A 24,350-nucleotide genomic window follows, 5' to 3' on the forward strand; every position below is an offset into this window, starting at 1 on the left:
GGAACTTAGTCCCTTACGGCAAAAGGCCTTGGGTAAGTTGCTGGAAATATAAGGACTATACAAGGTCTAACGCTAATCTGCTCTCATTTATCTTGTTACTCCCCTGTAAAGAACGTGAACGAGAGAGAAATCCTGTGCTCATTTATGCCTTGCATCTCTCTGCCTGCCACGGGCAAACCGTAACCGTACAACAGCGTAGCCTTGCCCATTGCCGTGACTCCCACCTCGGGCATCAGCCGTAGGTCCAACCGGTCCTCGCGCAGATAGGTAATCGCATTCATTCTGGTGGCCAGAATCTTGAACGGGCAGTACTCTAAGAATCCTTTCAAGCCCAGCGTCACCTCATGGTCCAACACGCCTAATTCTACGCCTGCCCCGTAGCCGTAAGCAGACGCGTGCGCCTCTTTGTAGTGCTTGCCGTGCAGAATGCCTAGTTGAAAAAAATGGGTCTTGGCATACGCGTAGCCCACCACCACGCCGCGTTCATATTCATTGGCGGTCTGAGCCTGGCTTAAGGTTGGCAAAAAAAGAAATACAGGGATAAGGAAAAGTAATTTTGAAGACATAATCTGCTCCTTTTAAAGAATAGAATCACGTCAAAACAGAAAAGCCCAAGAGAGGTCATCCCCAGACTTTGGTGCCCTCAGAGCAGTTTCGGCACATGTCAATGGTGCTTCTGCTGTGCAAGAGAGAGCCTCTAAAGGTGCGGTAGGCGTCGCTGCGCCATAATTCTTTAAACGATTGATTTTGCAAATTGCCTAACCTATGATGGGCATCTTTGTCAAAACAGCAGGGCACCACCAGCCCATCCCAAGTAATGACGCAGGAATGCCACATCTTCCAACAGCCGTCAATCAGTTTGTTCTTTAATGAATATGTGCCGTTAGGCTGTTCTTTGTATCTGCTATAATAGTCTATGGTAGGGATGAGCGGCGAACCATTCTCATAGTCATAAATCTGAGCCGTCTTAAACCAGACATCGTCCACGCCTAGTTCCTTGGCTAGTTGTTTGGCATCTTCAATCTGGTGCTCATTGGGTTTGACCACCAGAAACTGAAAAATGAGGTACGGCGTCTTGGACTTGAGTTCACGTTTGTGCTTGACCAAACGCTTGGTGCCTTCCAGTACTTTGTCCAAGTGGCCACCCACGCGGTACTGCTTGTACACTTCTTGCGTAGTGCCGTCCAGAGAGATGATTAACCGGTCCAAACCAGATTCAACGGTTTTGCGGGCATTGTCATCAGATAAGTAATGGCCATTGGTGGAAGTAGCCGTGTAAATACCCTTTTTAGAAGCGTACTTGACCAAGCCTAAGAACGAAGGATGCAGATACGGCTCTCCCTGAAAGTAGAACAGCAGGTACAGCAGCCGTTGGTGCAACTGGTCTATGGTCTCCTTGAATAGGTTGTCAGGCAGCATGCCGGTGGGCCGGGTGAAAGACCGAAGGCCGCTGGGACATTCGGGGCACCGCAGGTTGCAAGACGTGGTGGGCTCAAACGAGATGCTCACGGGACTTCCCCAATGGCGTGGCTTTTTGGTGACACGGGCCAAAGCGTAACTGCTAACCACCTGTAGGGTATTCCAAGCACGACGCGGTGTCAACTTGGACACAAAATTCAATCCATCTTGTAGGGCGCCTCTGGTCAAGGAAGTGGTGGTATAAAAAGGTAAATGCGTTGATGTGCCAAAAGTAGTCAGCACATCAACGCATTCAAATTAGAAACAGCTACGTTTTTGGGCTGTTTTCTTAAAAGTAAGCCAAAAGCGGCTATTTGATACTTGAGGCTCTGTACTGGTCTACCAAGGCGGCAATCTCCCGAGCCCCCTCGGCGTAGCCGGGACGGCGCGCGTTGGTCTTGATGAGCTTGCCGTCTGGCGCAATCAAGAAGTACGACGGGAAGTTCTTCACCTCATACGCTTTCACCACCTTGTCCTCCATGTCTGCGGAGAACAAGTGCAAACCAGGGTATTTTTTCTGTTCCAAGGTTTTCTTCCAGTTGGCCAGTTCCTCGCCCACGGTCACCTGCACAAACGTGATGCCTTTCTCTGCCAACTGCTCCACAAAGTATTTATAGGCCTGCTGGTCTACCTGGCAGATGCCGCACAATGGGCGCCAGAAGCCCAGATACACTAATTTGCCTTTCAAGCTTTTTAAAGAAACGCTATCGCCTTTGGCAGACATCAACTTGAAGTCTGGCGCCTGAGAGCCCATACCTACTTTCTGGTACTGGCCATACTGGCTTTTCACATAGGCAAGATATTGCGGGTTTTGCACCTGCTTCTGGAAGTCAGAGTACATAGCGTCCGTGTCTGGCACATAGCCAAACCGCGCCGACTGCGAAATGATACGGGCCATCATCATGTCTCGGGCAGAACCTTTCAGTTCTTCCTTTACCATTTTGTACATGATGGGGTAATAGTCTTTCTCTACGTTGCCGCGGCGGTCTCCCAAAGCTCTGTATTGAAAATAATTGACCAAGAAATCCAGATAGGCTTGGTTGCGGGTGGCGCCCGGCAGGTTCAAATCCATCTTCTTGAGGTAGTCATAGTAACTAGCCGAAAGCTTTGGCGCCAAGCCCCCAATCCGGACTCTAAGCTCAGCGTAGGTGAGGCGGTCATTGGCGTAGCTATACTCAATCTGGGCTTTGGCGTAGTTCTGGAAGGCTTCTGAGACAGGGGATTTCTTAGCGTACTTCTCCAGGAAATCGCGCTGGTCACTGCGGCGTTCCTCTAAGAACTTGATAAAGTCTGCCTCGCGCTTGTGCACATTGTCTGGCAAGACCTGGTAGTCTTCCTCTTCCTCAAACTTCTGCTCAAACTGCACCAAGTAGGTATTCTCATTGGCCCCGGTGCCCTTGTATTTGATAGTATTCAGAAAATCGTCTGTGTTTACCCGCACGTCCAGGTTGTTGCCTGGCTGCAGAAACAGAATCATGGACTCCGGACCGTGCACCAACTCCGCCACCATGGCCTCCTCTAAAGGTACCGTAATCTTAAACTCACCGCTGTTGTTGAGCGCCGCCGTATAAGACTTCCCCGAATAAGAGGCCGGCAAAGTGTAGAGTTCTACCAAGGCACTATCACTGATGGGTTTACTAATCTTGCCAGTGATAGTCGCGGTTTTCTGCGCCTGCGCCTGCACAACCAGCACAAACAAGAAGAAAACCGAAAAGAGAATCTTTGAGAAGTGTTGATACCGCATTCCTGACCGTGTAAATATGTAATTGGATGATTTTATCCTAAAAGCGAATGATGACTAAACGCCAATTCTCATAAAATCATTCAATCTGAGCGCCTTAACCAAACAATCCGCTGAAAACTTCTTCTAACCTGCTGGCCGCATGTATCCTTATGTTGAACCGGCTAAAGTCCACGCCCTTCTTGTTGTACTTGGAGATGTAGATGTCTTGGAAGCCCAGCTTCTCGGCCTCAGAAATACGCTGTTCAATGCGATGTACCGCACGCACCTCACCGCCCAAGCCTACTTCTGCCGCAAAACAAGTGGTATGTGGAATGGCGATGTCCTCAAACGAGGAAAGCAGCGCCGCGCAGATGGCCAAGTCCAATGCTGGGTCTTCAACCTTTAAGCCACCCGCAATGTTTAAGAAAACGTCTTGCGTGCCTAGTTTAAAGCCACCGCGTTTCTCCAATACTGCTAAGAGCATGTTCAGGCGCTTCACGTCAAAGCCGGTAGCCGTGCGCTGGGGCGTACCGTAGGTGGCGGGGCTCACCAAACTTTGCACCTCAATCAATAATGGACGGTTGCCTTCCATGGTACCGCCAATGGTAATGCCACTGAAGGACTCCTCGCGCTGGGAAATCAATATCTCAGACGGGTTGCTCACTTCCCGTAAGCCCGTGCCCAGCATTTCATAGATTCCCAGCTCAGACGTAGAGCCGAAGCGATTCTTAGTGGTGCGCAAGATGCGGTAGGTCATATGGCGGTCGCCTTCAAACGTCAACACGGTGTCTACCATGTGCTCCAGAATCTTAGGACCTGCCAAAGAACCTTCCTTGGTGATGTGGCCGATCAGAAACACGGGCGTCCCGCTTTCCTTGGCAAACTTCAAGAGCTCTGCCGTACACTCGCGCACTTGCGCCACACTGCCTGCCCCGCTTTCAATAAAAGAGGAATGCAGGGTTTGAATGGAGTCTACAATGAGGACCTCGGGTTGGAGCTGTTCTATCTGCTTGAAAATGTTTTGCGTGCCGGTCTCTGTGAGGATAAAGCAGTTAGGGTGTTGGGCACCCAAACGTTCGGCGCGCATTTTAATCTGCTGTTCGCTTTCCTCGCCAGAGATGTAGAGCACGCGCTGGTTCTTGAGGCTGAGGGCAATCTGGAGCATGAGCGTGGACTTTCCAATTCCGGGCTCTCCGCCTATCAGAACCATGGACCCGGGCACAATGCCACCGCCCAATACACGGTTTAATTCGCCGTCCTGGGTTTCAATGCGGTGCTGTTCTGAGTAGGTGATTTCTGCGATGGGCTTGGGTTTGCTGGCCACCTGCTGACTACTGGTGCCCACTTTCCAGGCCGAGGTAGGGGTCACGTCCTCGCGGGAGAGCACTTCCTCTACATAGGTATTCCACTCACCGCAGGCCGGACAACGACCCACCCATTTAGCCGACTGCGCACCACAGCTCTGGCAGAAATATGCTGTTTTGATTTTAGCCATAAAGTATAGAAAACCGCACGGCGGTCATGGTGCCAAGATAGTGAAACAATAAGGGAATTGGCACCGCTCGTGGGTTCTAGGAAAACAAAAAAACTACGCCTTTGGCTCCTTATAACATGAAAATTTCTGATAAATCTCGCCTTACACGCAGTATATCTCCACACCCGTTATTCCGTTTAAAAGAGGTAACTAATTGTCTCTAAAGATGAATCACTCCCATTTATATATTCGTTTACCGTTTCTTTTTTTGCTGGTCTTGACTTTGCTCACTAGTTGCCAGCGCGCGCAAACACCCACCAAAACCACCAATGCTCCAGCCACCGAGGAAGCGGAGCCCACCCTTCCTTTAAGACGCGTAGACGTGCGGGGCACCGTCATTAGAAAAGTGTATGACCAAGGGCAGGTGACGCTGGAAGTAGAAGGCACCAACTCCCAGTATGCGCGCTTTACCAGAGCCTTTGTCTTGGTGACGCCCATCACGCAAATTATTGGACTGGACGGAAAGACCATCAGCATGAATGAGCTCTATGAAGGACAGAACGTGGCCATTCTCTTGCGCGGGGGCGGACAGGGAAACATGGTAGGCGTAGGCGTGGCTAGAAAGCTGTGGCTAGAGGAGAGGTACTGATTCTGAGGCGTTTTTCGTAAATTGCGCTGAAAACGGAATTTACCTCGTGCCCATATGTCTAGCTTTTCCCTTAGGTCCCTTGTCCTTCTTGCCGGTTTATGCTTCTCCCTTTCTGTGAACCTGCAGGCCCAATCTGGCAAGGCCCTTAAGATTGCCGATTTAGAGGTGCAGGTAGCCGGTGCCAAACAACCGGCCACGCAATTGCAATATGCGTTTCAGGCGGGTGACGTGTTGGTGCTGGACCTGGACAACAAAGCGAAGGTCAACTACAAAGTGACGGTGCAGGAGTTCTACTCCAGTTCACCGCTGTATAGCGTGGAGGAGACCAAGAAGCTGAGCAAGTTGCGTTTGACCGTTCCGCAGAAGTCGGTGTACACCATCACCTTGCAGAGCCTTTCGCCTACCAGCACCAAGAGCCACTTCACGTTAACGCGTATTCCGGCCAACGCCATAGCGCAGAACTTCAATACCCACGTAGCCTGGCGCACTATTCAAGACACTACCTGGACTACCGCCACGGAGAAGGTATTGGTGAAAAACGATTTACTGGCAGAGACCATTCTGGATAAGACCTTCCGGCTGGCCTCCGTCACCAACATCACCAGCAACAACAGAACCACCGAGCGCTTCAAACTGCCCGCCAACACCAAGCACTGGGTGTATTGGGTAGGCGTAGGGCAGGAATCAGTAGAAGCCTTGCAGGAATCTGGTAAGCTGCTGGCCAAAGGCGCGACGGCTCTCCTGACGGGGAGCAACCCGTTGGTGGCCTTCGGGTTGGGGCTGTTACCGCAATTACCGCAGGTGAAAAGTAGTGGCTACATCAGCTACTATTTACTTAACAAGACCAATGCCAACCTGTTCCGGGAGGACGAAGACGGCTGGAAACCCTACGGCGTGGCCAAAGGACAGGACGTGCTCTCTGACTACGGCAAAATAATGGCCAACCAGACCCCTAAAACCGATGACGGCTATCTGTACTTGGGCTTCGAGAACCCCAGCACCATCACCGGCCTGGACCTGACCTTGAAAGTAGTGGCCTTCGTGGACAACCCGGTGTACCAGACCCGCACGGTGCGCAAACCCTCTAAAATCACCACCCGCAAAGAGCCTATCCTGCCTGCAGAATAATTTTGTTTTTGGGCCCTTTTCCAGAAAACAGGCCAAAAACGCTTTTCCGCAGTTGAGCTTTCTTCTGCCTTACCTTGACGTTTACCAGCCATGTCTATACAACTTCCGCTTTCCTTTCAGGTGCGCATGCAAACCCAACTGGAAGAGGACTACACCGCCTTCAAAGAAGCCTTGACCAGCCCTTCGCCCATCAGCATACGGGTGAACGCCAACAAGACCTCTTTGCCTACTTCCTTGACGCCCGTGCCTTGGACCGAGACCGGTTTCTACCTTTCTGAACGGCCCAGCTTCACGCTAGACCCCATGTTCCATGGTGGGGCGTATTACGTGCAGGAAGCCAGCTCTATGTTTCTGGAGCAAGCCTTAAAGCAGAGCGTAGATTTAGAAGAATCCTTGGCGGTATTAGATTTGTGCGGTGCCCCTGGCGGAAAGTCTACCCACATTGCCTCTTTGCTTTCTGCCGGAAGCCTGTTGGTGGCCAACGAAGTCATCAAACCCAGAGCCAATATTCTGGCAGAGAACATCCAGAAATGGGGAAGCGGGAACGTAGTAGTCACCAACAATGACCCTAGTCACATTGGCGCCTTGACTGGTTTCTTTGACGTCATGGTGGTAGACGCGCCCTGCTCCGGCGAAGGCATGTTCCGGAAAGACCCCGATGCCATTCAGGAATGGTCTGAGGCCAACGTCAAACTCTGCTCTGAGCGCCAGCGCCGAATCCTTATGGACGTCTGGGATGCCTTGAAACCCGGCGGTGTTCTCATTTACAGCACCTGCACCTACAATTCAGAAGAGAACGAAGAGAACCTGGCCTGGCTATCCCAACAACAGGACGTAGAGACTGTGCCTTTGACTCTGCAATCTGAATGGAACGTCACCGAAACCCAGGAACAGGGCATGCGCGGGTACCGCTTCTATCCGCATAAAACCCAGGGCGAGGGCTTCTTCCTGGCCGTGGTCCGCAAAACCGAAGGCGACGAAGCCGGCAACTACCGCAAGAGCAAACGCCCGTACCTGGTGTCTGCCTCTAAACAAGAGAAAGCCCTGGTGCAGGATTGGCTGAGTGCGCCCAGCGATTGGGAAATTGTAAAACACAAAGAAACCCTACGTGCCTTGCCCAAGGCCTGGATGCTGGAACTGGAGCAACTCTATGAGAACCTTCGCGTGGTCTACGGAGGCATTGAACTCGCTGAGGTCATGAAAAACAACGCCAAACCTCTACCCGCCCTCGCCTTGTCGCAACATTTGTCCACAGACGCTTTCCCCCACGCCGAGGTAGACCTGGCCACCGCCCTCAAATTCCTCCACCGCGAAGACGTGGTGCTGGAAGACTCGGCCAACGGCTGGGTGCTGGTACAATTCAACGGCGTTCCACTGGGCTGGGGAAAGAAACTACAGAACCGCGTCAACAACCATTACCCCAAGGAATGGCGGATTAGAATGAGCTTGGATGAAGTGCTTAAGCCGGAGAATCTGGAGAGGCAGTTTGTGTTGGCGAACCAGTAATATTGCTTTCATGTTATGAAAGGGAAACAGAAGAAAAAGAAATCCTCAGGTAAACTATGGGGCATTTCAGAAATAGTTGGAGCCTTAATCATTATTTATCTCATAGGATATACTATTTATGTTGGAGCCTCAAGATGGATAGAAGATGAAATGCTTGATGATAATACAAAAACCATCTATGCTAAAATCATAAGTGAGAGAAACTATTTAGGGAACTGCGCGGTGTCTCAAGAATATTCCTTATCCTATCAATTTTACGTAGATGGTAAGCCTTACAAAGATGACTCTAGAGACACTGAGGCTAGTATTGGCGACTCAATCAAAGTAGAATATCACCCTAAATATCCTTTCTTCAATAGGGTTGCAACCTCTTCTACTCAAGACTAAGACACCCCTCTACGCTCCCCTCAAGGGGAGAATCCGCGCTTAGTTCACGCCTTAGATATTTGAAGCGGTTTTTGGCTTAATTTCCAGAAACCAAACCAAAAACGGAAAGCCTCCGCTGTATGTAAACAGCGGAGGCTTTCCGTTTAAATCAACTGAAGTCTTGCTCCCTGATACCTGCTACTTGATACTCATTATTCCACATACAGCACCAAGCCCTTCAGATATTCGCCTTCTGGGTGGAAGATGCTGATGGGGTGGTCTGCGGGTTGGGAGAGGTGGTGCATGACTTTGACGTTACGGCCGGCTTCTATGGCGGCGGCCATGACCGTGCTCTGGAACAGGTATTTGTCTACCACGCCCGAGCAGGAGAAGGTGAAGATGATACCGCCCGGCTTAATTTTCTCAATGGCTTCGGCGTTCAGGCGTTTATAGCCCATGAGTGCGTTGTGACGCACTTTCTGGCTTTTGGCGAAGGCGGGCGGGTCCAGCACAATCACGTCATAAAAGTCTTCGCGGCCTTTCATAAAGTCAAACGTATCCATGGCAAAGGCTTCGTGGCGGTCCTGGCCGTTGTTTAGCTCGGCGTTCTGCTCGGTGAGCACAATGGCTTTTTTGGAAACGTCTACAGAATGCACGGCTTCGGCGCCCGCGTTGAGGGCGTAGATGGAGAAACCGCCGGTGTAGCAGAAGGTGTTGAGGACAGTCTTGCCTTTGGAATAATGGGCCAGCAACTCACGGTTTTCGCGCTGATCAATGAAGAAGCCGGTTTTCTGACCAGTTACCCAGTCCACCAAGAACTTGTTGCCGTTCTCGGTGACCACGTGCGGAGTAGACGTTTCGCCAATCAGGTAGCCGTTCTGGCCTTGCTCGGTGCCTTTGCCCGGCAGGGTTTCAGCGCTTTTGTCGTAAACAGCGGTCAGTTTGCCGTCATAGACTTCAACCAAGGCCTGCGCAATCTGCTGACGCACGTGGAACATGCCCACGTTGTGCGCCTGCAAGACGGCAGTATTGCCATAGACGTCAATGATGAGACCAGGCAGACTGTCTCCCTCGGCGAAGACCAAACGGTACACATCCGTGTCTGGGGTGTCCAGAAAACCTTGCTCCCGACGGTAGTCAACGGCGCGCTGTACCCGGCTTTTCCAGAAAGCGTAGTCAATCTCCACTTCCTGAAAAGAGAAGATGCGCACCGCAATAGAGCCCGGCTGATAATGCCCGATGCCCAGAAACTCACGGCGGTGGGTATACACGGCCACAATGTCGCCTTCCTGCACATCGCCCTCAATCTTTTTAATGGCCCCCGAGAAAACCCACGGGTGGAAACGCTTTAAGGAATGCTCTTTGCCGTTGTGTAGTAAAATAGAAGGTAAGGATGCCATAAGAATATAAAGAAAGGCAGTTTTGGAGGACTGCCGTTTTTGACTTGTTTTTCCAAAATTCGGCAAAAAATACGGCATTGTTGTGCAGTGTCATCCTCTATGCCGTAAACTGCCCAGAAACCGCGTTAATTCTTATTCATTCAATCCTTCAATCTCTCCATCAATCCATATGAAATGGCCCATCATTGACCTGCACTGCGACCTGACCGGTTACCTGGCTTGGATTGAAGGGTCCACCGCCCTGGACGAGGACATCATTGGTTGTGCCATTCCGCATTTGCAGTCGGGCAGGGTGCGTTTGCAGACCATGGCGTTCTTCACGCCCACCGAGCCCGACAGTTCTGCGTTCACGTTAAAGCAGGCACATCTTTTCAGGGAGGTTCTATTGCAAGGGAGTGACGTTTTCACCTTGGTTAAGCCAAAGGAGTTGGAGCGACAGGTCTTGCAAGAGAACAGGATTGCGATAGTGTCTGCCATTGAAAACGCTTCTGGGTTGTGTGACGAAGGCGAGCCTTTGGCCAACGCTTTCCTGCGCTTGGAGAAAATTATAGAACTGGCCGGGCCCTTGCTCTACATCGGGCTTACCCATGTAGATGAAAACCGGTTTTCGGGTGGCAACTTCACGCCAGGCATTGGGTTGAAGCCAGACGGCGAGGAACTGTTACGCTACTTAAACGGAAGGCGCATTGCCGTGGATTTAGCGCACACCTCAGATGCTGCAGCCTTTGACCTGCTTACCTTCATAGATAAAAACTCTCTGGACATTCCCATCATTGCCAGCCATTCCAACTTTAGAAGCGTGTATGACAACCCCAGAAACCTGCCTAATGAACTGGTACAGGAGGTAGTGCGCAGAGGCGGGTTGATAGGCATCAATTTCCTGAAGAAGTTTGTGCACCCAGAAAAGCCAGAGGTTCTGCTGGAGCATATTCTGTATGGTTTGGAGCAAGCTCCGCAGGCGCTGGCGTTTGGGGCGGATTTCTTTCAGGAGTCGGGGATGATGGAGGGCGGGGAATCTTACTTTCATCCAGAGCATAGAAACGCCACCAAGTATCAGAGCATTTTGCAGGAGTTGGAAGCGCAAGTGTCCACTCAGGAGTTAGAGGCTATCAGTTACGGCAACGCGCTCAGGTTTATGCAACAGCTGTGGAAATAAGGGAATTCTGACGCTGAAGCCCGTAGTCATGGGCCTTGTTTATTCTGTTCCCTTCCGTCTCAGATTTAGAATCCTGTATCGCACTTTTCCCGTTTTTGGGCTGTTTCCCAGAAAACAGGGCAAAAACGACACTGCCAGTTGCGCAGGAAATTTCGTATCTTTGCCCCCTGAATTAAGTAACGCAGAAGATGTTAGATAAACTGGAAGCGATCAAGGTTCGGTTTGAGGACGTGAGCCAACAACTGATCCAGCCGGACGTGGTTAGTGATATGAAAAAATACAAGTCCCTGAACAAAGAGTTCAAGGACCTGGAAAAAATCGTGGCCGAATACGAGCGCTATAAACTGTTGCTGAGCAACATTGAGCATACCAAACTGGTGATTTCCACGGAGAAGGACGAGGACTTCAGGGAGATGGCCAAGGAGGAACTAGACGAGCTGTTACCCCAGCGCGAGCAGATGGAAGAGACCATCAAAGAGATGCTGATTCCCACTGACCCAGATGACAGCAAGGACATTATCATGGAGATTAGAGCCGGTGCAGGTGGTGATGAAGCCTCTCTGTTTGCCGGTGACCTGTACCGCATGTACAGCCGTTTTGCGGAGAAGCAAGGCTGGAAAATGGAGGTGATTGACGTGATGGAAGGTACCGCCGGCGGCTACAAAGAAGTGATTGTAGGCATTAAAGGCGAAGACGTGTATGGCAAGCTCAAGTTTGAGTCGGGTGTCCACCGTGTACAACGCGTACCGGCTACGGAGACGGCGGGTCGTATCCACACTTCGGTGGCTTCTGTGGTAGTTTTACCCGAAGTGGAGGAACTGGACATTGACCTGAACATGAATGACATCCGGAAGGACTTGTTCTGTTCTTCGGGCCCGGGTGGTCAGTCGGTGAACACCACGTATTCTGCCGTACGCTTGACCCACTTACCTACTGGTTTGGTGGCCCAGTGCCAGGACCAGAAATCACAGATGAAGAACTTTGACAAGGCCCTGGCCGTGTTGCGTTCCCGTATCTATGAGCAGGAGCTGGCCAAGAAAAATGAGATTGAAGGCGCCCAGCGCAAGAGCATGGTGGGCGGTGGTGACCGTTCTGACAAAATCAGAACTTACAACTATCCGCAAGGCCGCGTAAGCGACCACCGCATTGGATTGACTGTGTACAACCTGCCAACCGTAATGGACGGCGGTATTGACGAGTTTGTGGAACAGCTAAGAATAGCTGAGAACGCCGAACGCTTGAAAGAAGGCGCCCAAGCGTAAGCTCTTATTATATAAGGAAAGCGCAACCCGTTGGGTTGCGCTTTTTTGTTTCTGCCGTTTTTGGGCTATTTTTCAGGAAACAGGCTAAAAACGAAATCACACCTATGAGAAAGTCCATTTTTACCAATACTGTCTTTTACTGGACAATAATTTCAATCCTTAGCGCACTATTTCTGTGGAATCTAGTCTTAGTGGTTGGCTACTCGCAGTTTCTTGGCCTTCTTCCAATAGCAATTCAAGGTACCATACTTGCTTTGGTTGTTAAAAAACATGAATATGCTAGAAGTGGGATAAAAATCTGGGCCATTCTATTTCTTATTGTAAGCTCGAGCCTAAAGCTTGTAGGAGGCTTATTTGGGTATGTAGCAGGGTCTGTAACTGGCAACTTGGAGTCCTACAGTCTTAGTGCTGTATCTATTTTAGTTGGAATTGCGATTGTCTACTACACTAACAAAACAGTTAGAATAGACATAATAACAGATGAACCAGAAGCCAGCTACACATAGTCTGATATACACTTAGTAACATGAATAATCGCCTACCAATAATTGCCTTTTCTCCACTTCGCACCATGGTGCAGGGTTTGGCTATGGTGGCGTTTGCGGTATGGAGCATTGTTGCCTGCACCCCCCAGGACGAGGAATTCACCCCAAACGCCAGCGCCATCCTCAAGTTTGAGGCAGACACGGTGGTGTTTGACACAGTGTTTACCGAGGTGGGCAGCGTGACCAAGCGCCTGAAGGTCTACAACAGCAACCAAAACGCGGTGCGCATCTCTGAGATTAAGGTGGCGGGGATGGGTGCATCACCTTTTAAGGTGTTTGTGAACGGGAGGCCGGGGCCCTTGCTGGAAAGCGTGGAAGTGCGGGGCGGCGACAGCCTCTTGCTTTTGGTCAAAGCCACCATCAACCCTACCGCAGACAACCAGCCGTTTCTGGTGAGAGACTCCATCCAGTTCCTAACCAACGGAAACCAACAGCAGGTAATTCTGGAGGCCTACGGGCAGAACGCGGCCTTCTACAGAAAATACACGGCGGGCTGCGCCGAAACCTGGACGGCCAGCAAGGCGCATGTCATTTATGACTCAGTGACGGTGCCGGCAGGCTGTACCTTAATTATTGAAAAAGGCGCCCAGATTCATCTGCACAAGAACGCCAAGCTCAAAGTGCTAGGCACGCTTCTAGTACGCGGCGAAGAGAAAGAGCGGGTGCGCTTTCAGCAGGTTCGGCAGGAAGAAGACTATAGAAACGCCCCCGGCCAATGGCAGGGACTAGAGTTTGGCCCTACCAGCACGGGCAATAAAATGCAGTACACCGAGATTAAGAACGCGGTCACGGGCATCTTGCTCACCGCCCAGGGAAACCAAATCCCCTCCATCACGCTGGAACAGACCTTCATTAAAACCATGCTCCAGTCGGGGGTCTTGAGCCACGGCGGAAATGTGAACCTCATCAACAGCATCATCACCAACTGCGGCGAGTATGCGCTGGCAGGCTTGGGCGGCGGACAGTATAAAATCTACTTCAGCACGCTGGCCAATTACGCGAATGATTTCGTGCGCTTTACTCCGTCCTTTGTATTTCAGGAGGATTTGGGGAATACCAGAAAGGCCCGGTATCAAGTAGAAGTAGTCAATAGCATCCTCTGGGGAAGGCAGGACGAGGAACTCCAGTTCGGACCGGCCACGTTAGGCTCTACCAGAGCCATTCGGCATTCCTTTGTGAAGACGGTGGCCTACGCCGCTGAACTGGCAGGCAACAACAACCAAATCAACGTGGACCCCAAGTTCAGGGACGCGCCCAAGTTTGATTTCCAGATCATCAAGCTCTCACCGGCCAACAAAGCGGGCACCCCGCTGGCGGGCATTTTGCTGGATTATGAGGCCAAAGAGCGCGACAAGACCACGCCAGACGTAGGCGCCTTAGAAGTTATAGACTAATCCCTACCCATGAAGTGGTTTCAGAAATCCATTAGGCTCCCGGCCGTTAAGCGCGGCTTTCATCTCATCACCGACCTGCTGGAGGCGCAGCTTCCCGAACTTGAGGATTTTGACATAGGTTTGGCGCATGTGTTCATTCAGCACACCTCGGCGGGGCTTTGCATCAATGAGAACGCAGACCCTACCGTGCGGCATGACTTTGAACAGCATTTCAATAAGATGGTGCCCGAAAACGCGCCGTATTATCGGCACACCTTAGAAGGACCCGATGACATGCCCGCGCACATCAAAGCCGCTTTACTGGGTTCCTCTGTCACCATTCCCATCACCAACGGCCGTCTGGCCTTAGGCACTTGGCAAGGCGTTTACCTGTGTGAGCACCGGGACCACGGCGGCAAGAGAACAGTGGTAGTGACCTTGCAGGGACAGTAATTCTAGCGCACTATCTCACCCTGCACCCCGTAACGCTCAGAGTTGGAGAACAGCAGCGTCTGTGACTCATCCAGGCTGTAGGCTTGCAATGCCGGTGTGGCTCCAGGCTGGGCCTTTACCACCAATTGCTTGTGCGTAGTGAACAGGAAATTCTTCTGGAGCATGGTGGCCTTAAACTGCACCAATCGCCCCTGCTCGTCTAAAACATAAGTAGCTTCCTTGACGATGGCGTCTGCGTCTTCTTTGGCGGTGTAGTGGTGCACCTGCTGGCCTTGGGCGTTGGTGGTCTTCTCAATCGCAAAGAGCCCAAGCAAGGCGGGCTTGTTCAGGTCTGCATCGGCGAAGGTGCCTAACTCTTGCGGCCAGTCTATGCTTTGCAGCACCTTGGTCTCTTTCACCTGCCCGTCCTCCAGCACTGTCTTCTTTACCTTGGCATTGCTTTGGCTTAAAGCCTGAGCTTCTCGGTCCAGAAACCCGACCAAGTCAAACGCCTGGCCCGTAGAGCGCGCGGCTTTGGGCATGGGCTGGTCCTGGCAAGAAACCATGGACAAAGAAACAGCAAGGCCAAGCAGAAGAGAGGATTTCCTCATAGAGGTAGGAATAAAAGATAAAGGCTGAATGCTCCGTGAAACAAGATTTCTGTTTTTGGCCTCTTTTCTGGGAAAGAGGCCAAAAACAGAAATACGCGTTCCGGTGTGGGTAAGATGCTTTAGACTAAATGCGGCGTGAGCAGAGACGTGCCCGTCATGTCGGCGGGGGCTTGCAGGCCCATGAGCGCCAAGATGGTGGGGGCAATGTCGCCCAGCTTCCCGTCCAAGAGTTCGCCTTTGTAGGCTTCGTCAGCCAGGATGAACGGCACCAGGTTGGTGGTGTGCGCTGTGTTAGGCGTGCCGTCTGGGTTGCGCATGATGTCGGCGTTGCCATGGTCCGCGATGATGATGCTGGCGTAGCCATGGGCCAAGGCGGCAGTCACTACGGCTTGTGCGCATTGGTCAACGGTCTCCACGGCTTTGATGGCCGCTTCAAATACGCCCGTGTGGCCTACCATGTCTGGGTTGGCAAAGTTAAGGCAGATAAAATCAGCGCTCTCAGCATTAATCTCTGGTACAATGGCGTCCCTTATGTCAAAGGCACTCATCTCAGGCTGCAGGTCATAAGTAGCCACCTTGGGTGAAGGGCACATGAGGCGTTTCTCCCCGTTGAACGGCAGCTCGCGGCCACCCGAGAAGAAGAAGGTCACGTGCGGGTATTTCTCCGTTTCGGCTATGCGTATCTGGGTTTTACCGGCGTGCTCTAGGACTTCGCCCAGAGTATTGGCAAGGTTGTCTTTGTCAAAGATGGCCTGAACACCCACAAAGGTATCGTCATAGTTGGTGAGCGTGTAGTAGCGCAAGGACAAGGGGTACATGTCCTGCTCCGGGAACTCGCGCTGGGTGAGGGCCTGGGTAATCTCGCGGCCGCGGTCCGTCCTGAAGTTAAAGCAAATCACCACGTCGCCTTCTTTGATTTTAGCCATGGCCTCGCCGTTCTCATTCAGGCACACAATGGGCTGCAGGAACTCATCGGTCACGGCATTGTCATAGGACTCCTGTACGGCTTCGCGCCAGTTCACAGAGGCCCTTCCGTTGCCGTGCACCATCAGGTCATAGGCCAACTTCACGCGCTCCCAGCGGTTGTCGCGGTCCATGGCGTAGTAGCGGCCAATGATGGAGGCGATTTTACCAGTACTTTTATCTAAGTGGTTTTGTAAATCAGTCAAATAGTCCAGGCCGCCTTTGGGGTCGGTGTCCCGGCCATCGGTGAAGGCATGGATGAAGACATCTGACAAACCTTGTTCATGGGCAAGAGAGCAAAGGCCTTTCAAATGGTTGATATGCGAGTGCACGCCGCCTTCAGAGACCAATCCAATCAAATGCACGGGCTTGCCATTCTCACGGGCGTAGGTGAAGGCATCCTGCAAGACAGGGTTCTGGCCAAGGGTCTTCTCTCTGATGGCTACGTTGATGCGCACCAAGTCCTGGTACACCACGCGGCCGGCGCCCAGGTTCATGTGGCCCACTTCAGAGTTTCCCATCTGGCCTTCGGGCAGGCCCACGGCCTCTCCGGACGCCTCCAGGCGGGCATGCGGAAAACGCTCAAACATTGAATCTATAAAGGGCGTGTGGGCGTGCGCAATGGCAGACACGGTTGGGTCGGTGCCCAATCCCCATCCGTCCAGAATCATTAAAAGTACCTTCTTGCTCATGATGTAAAGATACAAGACCTAGGTGAAAAAGCGTGGCTTCCTATCTGTTTCTATAGATTTCATGTATCTTTGTAACATCCAATCTTGGTGGTGTTTGGCATAGTTTTGGCTACCTACCTGTAAACTGGAGACTAGAAGCGATGAAAAATATGAAACGAGTGCTGGCAATGGTGGTGGTGATGTTGGGGATGCTGGTAGGCGCCGGACAAGTGGCCGCTCAGTCAGATGTGGTGGCCGGTGTGAAGTCCGCCATCAAGTCGGGCTCTTCGCGCAGCTTGGCTCAATACCTGAACACCAAAGTACAGGTGAGCATTGACGGTGACAACGCCAGCTATAGCCAAAGCCAGGCAGAGATGGTGTTGCGCAACTTTTTCAGCAAGAACGCCCCGCTGAGCTTTGATTTTGAGCACCAAGGCGGTTCTGAGGACGGACAGCGCTACGCCATTGGTAAATATGCCCACAAAGGCGGCCGTTACACGGTGCTGGTACGCATGAAGAAGTACGGTGACGCCTACAAGATTGACACCATAGAATTCAAGTAAGAGACCTGCGTTCTAAGTCACAAGGCGTAAGATTCTTAGATAAATTAAAAATATACCGGCTGTTTACAGCGATAGTTTGAAAAGGCACCGATTGTTCGGTGCCTTTTTTTATTTTTGCACCCGTGAAAGCTCCGTACCTAACAGAAGAAAGCATACAGGCGTTTATCCGGCAGGCCCTGCAGGAAGACGTAGCCGATGGGGACCACTCCTCTTTAGCGGCTATCCCAGCGGCTGCCACTAACCAGGCCAAGCTTTTGGTGAAGGATGAAGGCATCTTGGCGGGGGTAGAGTTAGCCGTGGCTATTTTCAAGCAAGTGGACCCAACCCTACGCGTAGAAGTGCTTTTGCAAGACGGCACGCCTATCAAATTTGGTGACGTAGCCTTGACCGTACACGGCAAAGCCCAGTCTATTCTAACGGCCGAACGTTTGGTCTTGAACTGCATGCAGCGCATGAGTGGCATTGCCACTTACACGAATAGCATTGTCAGACTGATTGAAGGCACCGGCGCCCGTTTACTGGACACCCGCAAAACCACGCCCAACTTCAGGATGATGGAGAAGTGGGCGGTTTTAATTGGCGGCGGCACCAACCACCGGTTTGGGCTGTTTGACATGATAATGCTCAAAGACAACCATGTGGACTACGCCGGCGGCATCAAGCCCGCCATAGAAGCCACGCACGCTTACTTAAAAAAACTGGGCAAAGACCTTAAGATTGAAGTAGAAACCAGAAACATTGACGAAGTACGCCAGGCACTGGAAGTAGGCGGCATCCATAGAATCATGCTGGACAACTTCCCCGTAGAGAAACTGAAAGAAGCCGTAGAGTTGATAGGCGGCCGGTTTGAGGTAGAGGCCTCGGGCGGCATCACGGAGAAAACCATCAGGGCCGTGGCTGAGACGGGAGTAGACTTTATCTCTGTGGGCGCGCTTACGCACTCAAATAGAAGCCTGGACCTGAGCTTGAAAGCGTTTTAGTCAGACACAAGATTTAAGACGCAAGACATAAGACAACAAAACAATAATTTACTTTAGACGGAAGAATCACAGAACACTAAGAAAGTCTTACATCTTGTGTCTTGTATCTTGCGTCCCATTACCTTTACCAACATTATGCAGCAACCTAATCAAAGAGGAGGATATAGACAGGCGCAGGGAGCTTCTAATCCATTAGCCATCAAAACAAAGAAGTACCAGTTAGACAAGAACGACTACGCCAAGATGGCTATGGGCCAGGTCTGGAAGAAAGAATGGTGGCGGGCCCTTATTCCCCTGGTGCTGTTCTCTTTGCCGGCCGCGTTTGCGTTCTCCTGGTGGTGGGTAGCCGCTGCCGTGTTGGCAACGGTTATCTTTGTGCTTCTGCGTTCGGCGCAGGTGATGGGCGTGACCCAGATGGAACAGAGCAACCCCTTGTTCCAGCGCGTGAACTATGAGATTGACCAGCGCCAGGTGTTGTTGAAACTGAACGAGCGCGAAGGCATGAACATTAACTGGGACATGATTGAGAAGGCCGCCAACCAGAAGGATTCTTATATGCTGTGGCTGAAGCAGCCCAACGCAGACCAGTTGCCGGGCGGTTTCAAAGGATGGTTGGCCCGTACCTTTACCGTTCCCATCTTCTTATTGTTGCCGCACAAGATTTTCAACAGTGCCAATGACCTTAAGCTGATGGACTCTTTGCTCAAGCGTAAAAACCTTCTGCCCGCGTAAGCGTGTATACCTACAACCTTTAGATAGATCCTAATTACTTCTCAACCGATGATAAAGAACATTCTTTCCGTAATTGCCGTGGCAGGCGCTCTTGCCCTGGCTTCTTGCAGCAGCGAACCGTCTGACCTACGTCCAGGCGCCAAAGTATCAACAGACACCGTTCCTCCGGGAACACGCAACAACACGTCAAACATTGACAGCGAAGATGACGCCGCCAAGCACCGCCAAGACGTGCAGGTGAACCATGATGAGCATGCCACTGACATTGACACCAAGACCCAAGGCACGCCAGCACACGAAGAAACCAAGAAGAAAGAAGCCGTAGAAAACCACAACTAAGGCTTACTCACGTTCATAGAATACCCGTTTTTGGCTTGTTTTCTGTAAAACAGGCCAAAAACGGGTATTTGCTGTATAACTTATTTATATGAGAAGATCATTTCTAGCTTGGGCCCTGGCGATAGCCATGGTCTCTGTAAGTGCCTGCGACACAACCGCTACCAAAGAGGAGAAGACTTCTACAGAAGCTACTTCCACTACAAAAGCTGAGGTTCCGGCAGACAGCACGGCCACCACTACCACGCAAATGGCGTATATCTGCCCTATGGAATGTAAGGGTAGCGCCAGCATGGAGCCCGGCAAGTGCCCCGTGTGCAAAATGGACCTGACCAAGAACCCAGCCTACACCGCACAGTAATCACACTCCTGTTGACCCAGGCTAGGCGAAGGCCGCTTGGCAAACAGGTTTCACCCTTTTGGCAGCACGCATGGAAGTACCCTCAGATTGGTTTAGTACTTGGTTTGATTCGCCGTATTACCACATTTTGTACAAGAACCGAGACGCCCATGAGGCCCAGCGGTTCATGGACAACCTGCTGGAGCACCTGCACCCCAAAGCCACCTGCAAATTGCTGGATTTGGCCTGCGGACGGGGAAGGCATGCCATCTACTTAAATCAGAAAGGGTATGACGTGACCGGCATTGACCTCTCTGAGCAGAGCATTGCCGTGGCCCAGCAGTCTGAGAATGAGCGTCTGCATTTTTACGTGCATGACATGCGCAACATCTTCCGGCCAGACCACTTTGACTTTATCTTCAACCTGTTCACCAGCTTCGGGTATTTTCAGGAGGACTATGAGAACGTAGTGGCCTTGCGCGCTACTACGGCGTCCATCAAGCCCGGCGGAAAGCTCATCATTGACTTCATGAACACCCAACGCGTCATTGACCGGCTGGTGCTCCATGAGACCAAAGAAGTGGACGGCATCACCTTTGACATTACCCGGCGCGTAGAGATGGGCTTCATCATCAAGACCATCTCTTTCCAAGACAAGGGCCAGGACTTTCATTACCAGGAACGGGTGCGGGCGCTGCGCTATGAGGAGTTTATAGAATACTTCCAGATGTGCCAGCTGCGCCTAGCCGAAGTCTTCGGGGATTACCATTTAGGGCCTTTTGACCCTGTAAAAAGTGAACGCATGATTTTCGTGCTGAAAAAGTAATGACCTCATGTTGGTAGCTGTCTCTATTCTGTTTTTTACCGTCATGCTGGCGGGTTGGCTGGTCAAGTTTCTGCCACAGGGCAACCAGCGCTGGCTTAAGATTCTGCTGGCCTTTAGCGGGGCCTATCTGTTTGCGCTCACCATTCTGCATATTCTGCCAGACGTGTTGCTTAGCACCCAGGACCCGCACCGCGTGGGCTTTTACATTCTGGCCGGTTTCTTTCTGCAGTTGATCCTGGAGGTCTTCTCGCATGGCGTAGAGCACGGACACATTCACGCGCACTCGCATGCCCACGGCCATAGTCACGGCATAGGGGCGGTGCCGGTACTCTTGCTGGTGTCTCTAATCATCCATTCATTCCTGGAAGGCAGCGTGCTTATCCAGTCCAGGATGGCCGCGCAACAGGCTCATTCTCATTTACACTCACACGCAGCCGTAGGGGACAACTTCTACCACATTCTGGCAGGTATTGCGTTGCACCATATTCCGGCGGCCATTGCGTTAATGTCTGTGCTGGTGGACCGGTTGCACAACTTCAAGAAAGCGTTGGCCTACCTTTTCCTGTTTGCCATTGCCTCGCCGCTGGGTCTTTTGTTCAGCAATTATGTAGCGCTGGAGCAACTCTTGACCGGCGAAGTCTTCACGGTTCTCTCTGGCCTGGTAGTAGGGAATTTCTTGCACATTTCTACCACCATCCTGTTTGAGAGCAGCCCTGAGCACCGGTTCAACCGCGGCAAACTCATCGCTACCATTGCCGGGGCCTCCTTGGCCATTGGCGCAGGCTTGCTGTAAGTCGTTTTTGGGCTGATTCCCAGAAAAGAGGCTAAAAACGGATTTCTGGCGTTGTTACCTTAGCTCTAGTTATATGTTGGGGTTGATTTACGCTTGAGCACTACTGCTAACCTTTTTCACGCATCCTTACCTAAACACCCTATGAAAAAGCCTTTGCTCTGGATTCTTGTCTTGGTTCTGCTAGCCGCGGGCGGATATTGGTTTTATGACCGATACGTGCAAGGCCCGGAGTACTCCCTCTACCAGATTAAGAAGGCCGTAGACGCCCGGGATATGGCAGCCATTGAAAAGTACGTGGACATAACCAGAACTTCCACCAGCCTTTTAGAACAGACTACCCAGGCCGGCCTAGCCGAGATGTCTGAGACGGACCGTGCCATGGCCGGCTTGTTCATAGGCATGATGATGGCCTCGCAGAAAGACAAAGTGCTGCAAACGCTTCGGGCAGAACTGGAGCGCTACGTGCGCGAAGGAAAAGCTGGGCAGGGGCCGCCGGCCAACATGAGTCCGCAGGAATGGGAGCAGGTGCAATCCCTCATGCCCTTAGAGAAAGTGCTTCGTGAAAGCCAGCTGGAGAATAGTCAGTTAGAGGACATTGCTTACGTGAACCAACAAGACTCCCTGGCAGTGGTAGGGCTGGAGCTGCGCGTACCCTCTAAACAAAACCCCTTGATCTTAGAAGTGCAAATGCTGGACAAAGGCGACCACTGGCAAATAGTAGGCCTGCCCAATGCCGGGGCGTTTTTAAAAGAACTGGGCGTGCTAGGCTCCCTGCAACAAATCAAGATACCCAAACTGCCTAAACTACGGTTTTAAGGCATCTCAGTCTTTCTACTAAAATATTCGTAGAAATACGTAGAGCTTACCCCGCTGCTCTAGCGCCCTGCCTTCTATGTTGGACGCCCTTATCCATCTCTTAGCACCTGTGCCGCATGATTGAACTCTCCCAACTAGCCGATAAACACCTTCCGTACTTTCTGGAGTGGATCAATGACGAAGAAGTGATCAAATACTCTTTGGCGGCGTTTCATGGGCTTTCGTCTAAGGCAGAGATCACTGAGTGGTTTGAGGGAGTCCTAGAGGATACGGAGAGCGTGAACCTGGCCATTATTGACTCAGAGACGCAGGAATGCTTGGGCTATGCGGCTTTAAGCAACATGTCTGAGGCCAGCGACGGCGGCGAGTTCTTCATCTTCATTGGGGACAAAGCGTCTTGGGGCAAAGGCATTGGCACCGAGGTGACCAAGCAGATGATTGAGAAAGGCTTCACAGAACAAGACCTGCATTGGATTATACTGGTGGTGTCCAAGTCCAATGAAGGCGGCGTAAAAGCCTACCAGCGTGCAGGCTTCACCATAGAGACTATGTTCAGACAACGGTCCATGGAAGACGGCAAATTGCATGATACGTTCCTCATGTCCATTAGAAGAGAAGAGCAGGAGGCCGCCTAAGTTTCTCGTTTTTAGCCTGTTTCTTAAAAATAAAGCCAAAATTTTCTTTGCATATTTTTTTTGCATTTCTAATGTCTATATAGTAATATAGGTTTTTGATTGTATCTATTAGTGCCAAATCCCCCACTGGCGCGGAGTTCTACCTCAATCACAACAACCTTTATGAAAAGCAGACTTCTACTGGTATTCTTCCTTGTAGTGACTACTTGGGCCCAGGCGCAAAACTCAACTTTCACCATTAAACCCACAAACCCGCAAGCGGGACAAGAGGTTAACATCATCTACAACCCTGCAGGTACAGTATTGGCTTCGGCTAGTGCCATTACAGCGTTAGCGTATGTATATGATGGCAGTGTGCCAAGGATGCAAGAAATCAAACTACATAAAGTAGGCAATAACTGGCAAGGTTGGATTACCCCAGGTGCTACCATTGATGGGGTACTAATCCAGTTCAGGGCAGAGGATGTGTATGAAAATAATGGGGGTAGAGGGTACTCATTCTTTATACACACGGCCAAAAAGCAACCAGTACCTGATGCATTGCATGGCTTAGCCGCTGCATATATTGAATGGGGTCCAACAGTTGGCATAAATCCAGATCCTTCTAAAGGTTTACAACTGATTGAGCAAGAGGTCACCCAATATCCACACCAGGCCAGAGCAGTGATCAAGACTAAACTAACCGGTTTATCTGCAGTGCATGATGGGGAAGAAAGAAAGCAAAGAATTGCTGCAGAGTTAGAAGCCTTTACCCAATACAAAGGTTTATCTGGCAAAGAATTGCGTATGATGGCAAATTTTTACAGTGTAATAAATAACCCAGAGAAAGCGGCAGATTATAACTCACGGGCTAAGATTCTTGATCCTAAAGTTGGAACAGAGAATGAGCGCCTGGATTTCTTTAACCAAGAAAAAAACCCTGATAAGCGAATTGCCCTAGGCTTAGCTTTTGCGAAAGACTATCCTATTCATCCAGAAGTATCTAACGTTGTTGCAGCAACAGCTGGCATCTATGCTAAAAAACAGAAATGGGTGGAATTTGAAAACATCTTAAAGCAATACCCATTTCCAAATATGTATGAGGTATACCTTGCTGCTGCCCAAAGCCTGCATGACACCGGACAAAACACTGCTAAAGCCAAAGAACTGGCTTGGAAGGCCTACCAGTTGGCTATGAATGAAGTAAACGAGCCCACCGGAGCCAAAGACAACTTAATCACCAATGCAGATTGGACAATTAAACGCGAATATGCTTTAGGAGAAGTAGCCAATGTATGCGCTGCCATTTTAATCAAAGAAGGCGACAAAGCAACTGCTACCAAATACATGGCGAAAGCCTATCAATACACCCGTGGCCTTAACTCTAGCATCAATGAGCGATACGTACAAGTTTTAGCTGCGTCACCCAATAAGATAGAAGCCCAGAAAACCATTGAGTCTATTGTAGCCACTGGTAACACTAACTCTAAGGTGAAGCAACTCTTGAAAGACCTATATGTGTCTTCTGGTAATAATGCTTCTAGCTTTGACGCTTACTGGACCAAGGTAGAAGCCCCCGCCCGTGAAAAAATGAAGACTGCTCTTCAATAGAAGAGAAACAATTTTGCATGTA

The 24,350-nt window shown here is 50.9% G+C and carries 26 protein-coding genes; 19 read left to right on the top strand and 7 right to left on the bottom strand.

The genetic code is table 11. The features are described 5' to 3' along the window. Positions 1 to 95: 95 nt before the first annotated feature. The 4 genes from TH61_RS05955 to radA form a co-directional block, all read right to left on the bottom strand. Positions 96 to 524 carry a hypothetical protein gene (locus TH61_RS05955; RefSeq protein WP_157600591.1) on the bottom strand — a complete coding sequence of 143 codons (429 nt, stop codon included), beginning with the start codon at positions 522 to 524 and terminating at the stop codon, positions 96 to 98. Between the two features lie 97 nt (positions 525 to 621). Further along, a complete protein-coding gene (locus TH61_RS05960; RefSeq protein ID WP_066512559.1) occupies positions 622 to 1,647 on the bottom strand; it encodes an SPASM domain-containing protein in 1,026 nt (341 codons plus the stop codon). 121 nt (positions 1,648 to 1,768) lie between these two features. Further along, a complete protein-coding gene (locus TH61_RS05965) occupies positions 1,769 to 3,202 on the bottom strand; it encodes a redoxin domain-containing protein (protein WP_066507193.1) in 1,434 nt (477 codons plus the stop codon). A gap of 94 nt (positions 3,203 to 3,296) precedes the next feature. Then, positions 3,297 to 4,676: a DNA repair protein RadA gene (gene radA, locus TH61_RS05970; protein WP_066507196.1), complete on the bottom strand. Its 1,380-nt coding sequence runs from the start codon at positions 4,674 to 4,676 to the stop codon at positions 3,297 to 3,299. 205 nt (positions 4,677 to 4,881) lie between these two features. On the opposite strand from radA, the gene TH61_RS05975 reads away from it, so the two are divergent. From TH61_RS05975 to TH61_RS05990, 4 genes are all read left to right on the top strand, one after another. Continuing rightward, entirely contained in the window at positions 4,882 to 5,304 is a 423-nt protein-coding gene (locus tag TH61_RS05975) for a hypothetical protein (protein ID WP_157600592.1), read from the top strand. 54 nt (positions 5,305 to 5,358) lie between these two features. After that, a complete protein-coding gene (locus TH61_RS05980; protein WP_066507203.1) occupies positions 5,359 to 6,432 on the top strand; it encodes a hypothetical protein in 1,074 nt (357 codons plus the stop codon). Positions 6,433 to 6,522: 90 nt separating this feature from the next. Next, positions 6,523 to 7,938 carry an rRNA methyltransferase gene (locus TH61_RS05985; RefSeq protein WP_066507205.1) on the top strand — a complete coding sequence of 472 codons (1,416 nt, stop codon included), beginning with the start codon at positions 6,523 to 6,525 and terminating at the stop codon, positions 7,936 to 7,938. Between the two features lie 15 nt (positions 7,939 to 7,953). Next, on the top strand, positions 7,954 to 8,325 hold the full coding sequence (locus tag TH61_RS05990) for a hypothetical protein (RefSeq protein ID WP_066507207.1): 372 nt from the start codon (positions 7,954 to 7,956) through the stop codon (positions 8,323 to 8,325). A 191-nt stretch (positions 8,326 to 8,516) separates the two neighbouring features. Here TH61_RS05990 and TH61_RS05995 read toward each other — a convergent pair whose 3' ends face one another. Beyond that, positions 8,517 to 9,704, bottom strand: coding sequence for a class I SAM-dependent rRNA methyltransferase (locus TH61_RS05995; protein ID WP_066507209.1), 1,188 nt, complete (start codon positions 9,702 to 9,704; stop codon positions 8,517 to 8,519). A 169-nt stretch (positions 9,705 to 9,873) separates the two neighbouring features. Between TH61_RS05995 and TH61_RS06000 the strand changes: the two genes are divergently transcribed. The 5 genes from TH61_RS06000 (at position 9,874) to TH61_RS06020 (ending at position 14,493) form a co-directional block, all read left to right on the top strand. Next, a complete protein-coding gene (locus tag TH61_RS06000) occupies positions 9,874 to 10,860 on the top strand; it encodes a dipeptidase (RefSeq protein ID WP_066507211.1) in 987 nt (328 codons plus the stop codon). A 188-nt stretch (positions 10,861 to 11,048) separates the two neighbouring features. Then, positions 11,049 to 12,122, top strand: coding sequence for a peptide chain release factor 1 (prfA, locus tag TH61_RS06005; protein ID WP_066507215.1), 1,074 nt, complete (start codon positions 11,049 to 11,051; stop codon positions 12,120 to 12,122). Between the two features lie 104 nt (positions 12,123 to 12,226). Then, positions 12,227 to 12,628 carry a hypothetical protein gene (locus TH61_RS06010; protein WP_157600594.1) on the top strand — a complete coding sequence of 134 codons (402 nt, stop codon included), beginning with the start codon at positions 12,227 to 12,229 and terminating at the stop codon, positions 12,626 to 12,628. A gap of 20 nt (positions 12,629 to 12,648) precedes the next feature. Beyond that, complete coding sequence (locus TH61_RS06015) at positions 12,649 to 14,061, top strand: hypothetical protein (RefSeq protein ID WP_157600596.1); 1,413 nt, start codon at positions 12,649 to 12,651, stop codon at positions 14,059 to 14,061. Between the two features lie 9 nt (positions 14,062 to 14,070). Further along, on the top strand, positions 14,071 to 14,493 hold the full coding sequence (locus TH61_RS06020; protein WP_066507221.1) for a secondary thiamine-phosphate synthase enzyme YjbQ: 423 nt from the start codon (positions 14,071 to 14,073) through the stop codon (positions 14,491 to 14,493). Positions 14,494 to 14,495: 2 nt separating this feature from the next. Here TH61_RS06020 and TH61_RS06025 read toward each other — a convergent pair whose 3' ends face one another. Both TH61_RS06025 and gpmI read right to left on the bottom strand, forming a co-directional pair. Continuing rightward, positions 14,496 to 15,083, bottom strand: a complete 588-nt coding sequence (locus TH61_RS06025; RefSeq protein ID WP_157600598.1) for a hypothetical protein — start codon at positions 15,081 to 15,083, stop codon at positions 14,496 to 14,498. Between the two features lie 119 nt (positions 15,084 to 15,202). Continuing rightward, positions 15,203 to 16,738 carry a 2,3-bisphosphoglycerate-independent phosphoglycerate mutase gene (gene gpmI / locus TH61_RS06030; RefSeq protein WP_066512562.1) on the bottom strand — a complete coding sequence of 512 codons (1,536 nt, stop codon included), beginning with the start codon at positions 16,736 to 16,738 and terminating at the stop codon, positions 15,203 to 15,205. Positions 16,739 to 16,878: 140 nt separating this feature from the next. Between gpmI and TH61_RS06035 the strand changes: the two genes are divergently transcribed. From TH61_RS06035 to TH61_RS06080, 10 genes are all read left to right on the top strand, one after another. Further along, entirely contained in the window at positions 16,879 to 17,280 is a 402-nt protein-coding gene (locus TH61_RS06035) for a DUF4783 domain-containing protein (protein ID WP_071887796.1), read from the top strand. Between the two features lie 122 nt (positions 17,281 to 17,402). Continuing rightward, a complete protein-coding gene (gene nadC / locus TH61_RS06040; RefSeq protein WP_066512565.1) occupies positions 17,403 to 18,260 on the top strand; it encodes a carboxylating nicotinate-nucleotide diphosphorylase in 858 nt (285 codons plus the stop codon). A gap of 135 nt (positions 18,261 to 18,395) precedes the next feature. After that, complete coding sequence (locus TH61_RS06045; RefSeq protein WP_066512566.1) at positions 18,396 to 18,992, top strand: hypothetical protein; 597 nt, start codon at positions 18,396 to 18,398, stop codon at positions 18,990 to 18,992. 48 nt (positions 18,993 to 19,040) lie between these two features. After that, positions 19,041 to 19,331 (top strand): hypothetical protein, encoded by a 291-nt coding sequence (locus tag TH61_RS06050; protein ID WP_066507229.1) that lies wholly within the window; start codon positions 19,041 to 19,043, stop codon positions 19,329 to 19,331. An 88-nt stretch (positions 19,332 to 19,419) separates the two neighbouring features. Beyond that, positions 19,420 to 19,689, top strand: coding sequence for a heavy metal-binding domain-containing protein (locus tag TH61_RS06055; protein WP_066507231.1), 270 nt, complete (start codon positions 19,420 to 19,422; stop codon positions 19,687 to 19,689). A 70-nt stretch (positions 19,690 to 19,759) separates the two neighbouring features. After that, positions 19,760 to 20,494, top strand: coding sequence for a cyclopropane-fatty-acyl-phospholipid synthase family protein (locus tag TH61_RS06060; protein ID WP_066507233.1), 735 nt, complete (start codon positions 19,760 to 19,762; stop codon positions 20,492 to 20,494). A 7-nt stretch (positions 20,495 to 20,501) separates the two neighbouring features. Beyond that, complete coding sequence (locus TH61_RS06065; RefSeq protein WP_066507235.1) at positions 20,502 to 21,287, top strand: zinc/iron permease; 786 nt, start codon at positions 20,502 to 20,504, stop codon at positions 21,285 to 21,287. Between the two features lie 141 nt (positions 21,288 to 21,428). Next, a complete protein-coding gene (locus TH61_RS06070) occupies positions 21,429 to 22,103 on the top strand; it encodes a DUF2939 domain-containing protein (RefSeq protein ID WP_066507237.1) in 675 nt (224 codons plus the stop codon). A gap of 116 nt (positions 22,104 to 22,219) precedes the next feature. Further along, positions 22,220 to 22,738 (top strand): GNAT family N-acetyltransferase, encoded by a 519-nt coding sequence (locus tag TH61_RS06075; RefSeq protein WP_066507240.1) that lies wholly within the window; start codon positions 22,220 to 22,222, stop codon positions 22,736 to 22,738. A gap of 99 nt (positions 22,739 to 22,837) precedes the next feature. Continuing rightward, entirely contained in the window at positions 22,838 to 24,328 is a 1,491-nt protein-coding gene (locus TH61_RS06080; RefSeq protein WP_157600600.1) for a hypothetical protein, read from the top strand. The last annotated feature ends 22 nt before the right edge of the window (positions 24,329 to 24,350 follow it).

The sequence above is a fragment of the Rufibacter sp. DG15C genome (genome assembly GCF_001577755.1).
GTDB lineage: Bacteria > Bacteroidota > Bacteroidia > Cytophagales > Hymenobacteraceae > Nibribacter.

What these genes read in the sequence shown, in the direction of transcription:
- TH61_RS05965 (WP_066507193.1), bottom strand. Translation starts at nt 3,202, where the DNA reads ATGCGGTATCAACACTTCTCAAAGATTCTCTTTTCGGTTTTCTTCTTG.
- radA (WP_066507196.1), bottom strand. Translation starts at nt 4,676, where the DNA reads ATGGCTAAAATCAAAACAGCATATTTCTGCCAGAGCTGTGGTGCGCAG.
- TH61_RS05975 (WP_157600592.1), top strand. Translation starts at nt 4,882, where the DNA reads ATGAATCACTCCCATTTATATATTCGTTTACCGTTTCTTTTTTTGCTG.
- TH61_RS05980 (WP_066507203.1), top strand. Translation starts at nt 5,359, where the DNA reads ATGTCTAGCTTTTCCCTTAGGTCCCTTGTCCTTCTTGCCGGTTTATGC.
- TH61_RS05985 (WP_066507205.1), top strand. Translation starts at nt 6,523, where the DNA reads ATGTCTATACAACTTCCGCTTTCCTTTCAGGTGCGCATGCAAACCCAA.
- TH61_RS05990 (WP_066507207.1), top strand. Translation starts at nt 7,954, where the DNA reads ATGAAAGGGAAACAGAAGAAAAAGAAATCCTCAGGTAAACTATGGGGC.
- TH61_RS05995 (WP_066507209.1), bottom strand. Translation starts at nt 9,704, where the DNA reads ATGGCATCCTTACCTTCTATTTTACTACACAACGGCAAAGAGCATTCC.
- TH61_RS06000 (WP_066507211.1), top strand. Translation starts at nt 9,874, where the DNA reads ATGAAATGGCCCATCATTGACCTGCACTGCGACCTGACCGGTTACCTG.
- prfA (WP_066507215.1), top strand. Translation starts at nt 11,049, where the DNA reads ATGTTAGATAAACTGGAAGCGATCAAGGTTCGGTTTGAGGACGTGAGC.
- TH61_RS06010 (WP_157600594.1), top strand. Translation starts at nt 12,227, where the DNA reads ATGAGAAAGTCCATTTTTACCAATACTGTCTTTTACTGGACAATAATT.
- TH61_RS06015 (WP_157600596.1), top strand. Translation starts at nt 12,649, where the DNA reads ATGAATAATCGCCTACCAATAATTGCCTTTTCTCCACTTCGCACCATG.
- TH61_RS06020 (WP_066507221.1), top strand. Translation starts at nt 14,071, where the DNA reads ATGAAGTGGTTTCAGAAATCCATTAGGCTCCCGGCCGTTAAGCGCGGC.
- TH61_RS06025 (WP_157600598.1), bottom strand. Translation starts at nt 15,083, where the DNA reads ATGAGGAAATCCTCTCTTCTGCTTGGCCTTGCTGTTTCTTTGTCCATG.
- gpmI (WP_066512562.1), bottom strand. Translation starts at nt 16,738, where the DNA reads ATGAGCAAGAAGGTACTTTTAATGATTCTGGACGGATGGGGATTGGGC.
- TH61_RS06035 (WP_071887796.1), top strand. Translation starts at nt 16,879, where the DNA reads ATGAAAAATATGAAACGAGTGCTGGCAATGGTGGTGGTGATGTTGGGG.
- TH61_RS06045 (WP_066512566.1), top strand. Translation starts at nt 18,396, where the DNA reads ATGCAGCAACCTAATCAAAGAGGAGGATATAGACAGGCGCAGGGAGCT.
- TH61_RS06050 (WP_066507229.1), top strand. Translation starts at nt 19,041, where the DNA reads ATGATAAAGAACATTCTTTCCGTAATTGCCGTGGCAGGCGCTCTTGCC.
- TH61_RS06055 (WP_066507231.1), top strand. Translation starts at nt 19,420, where the DNA reads ATGAGAAGATCATTTCTAGCTTGGGCCCTGGCGATAGCCATGGTCTCT.
- TH61_RS06060 (WP_066507233.1), top strand. Translation starts at nt 19,760, where the DNA reads ATGGAAGTACCCTCAGATTGGTTTAGTACTTGGTTTGATTCGCCGTAT.
- TH61_RS06065 (WP_066507235.1), top strand. Translation starts at nt 20,502, where the DNA reads ATGTTGGTAGCTGTCTCTATTCTGTTTTTTACCGTCATGCTGGCGGGT.
- TH61_RS06070 (WP_066507237.1), top strand. Translation starts at nt 21,429, where the DNA reads ATGAAAAAGCCTTTGCTCTGGATTCTTGTCTTGGTTCTGCTAGCCGCG.
- TH61_RS06075 (WP_066507240.1), top strand. Translation starts at nt 22,220, where the DNA reads ATGATTGAACTCTCCCAACTAGCCGATAAACACCTTCCGTACTTTCTG.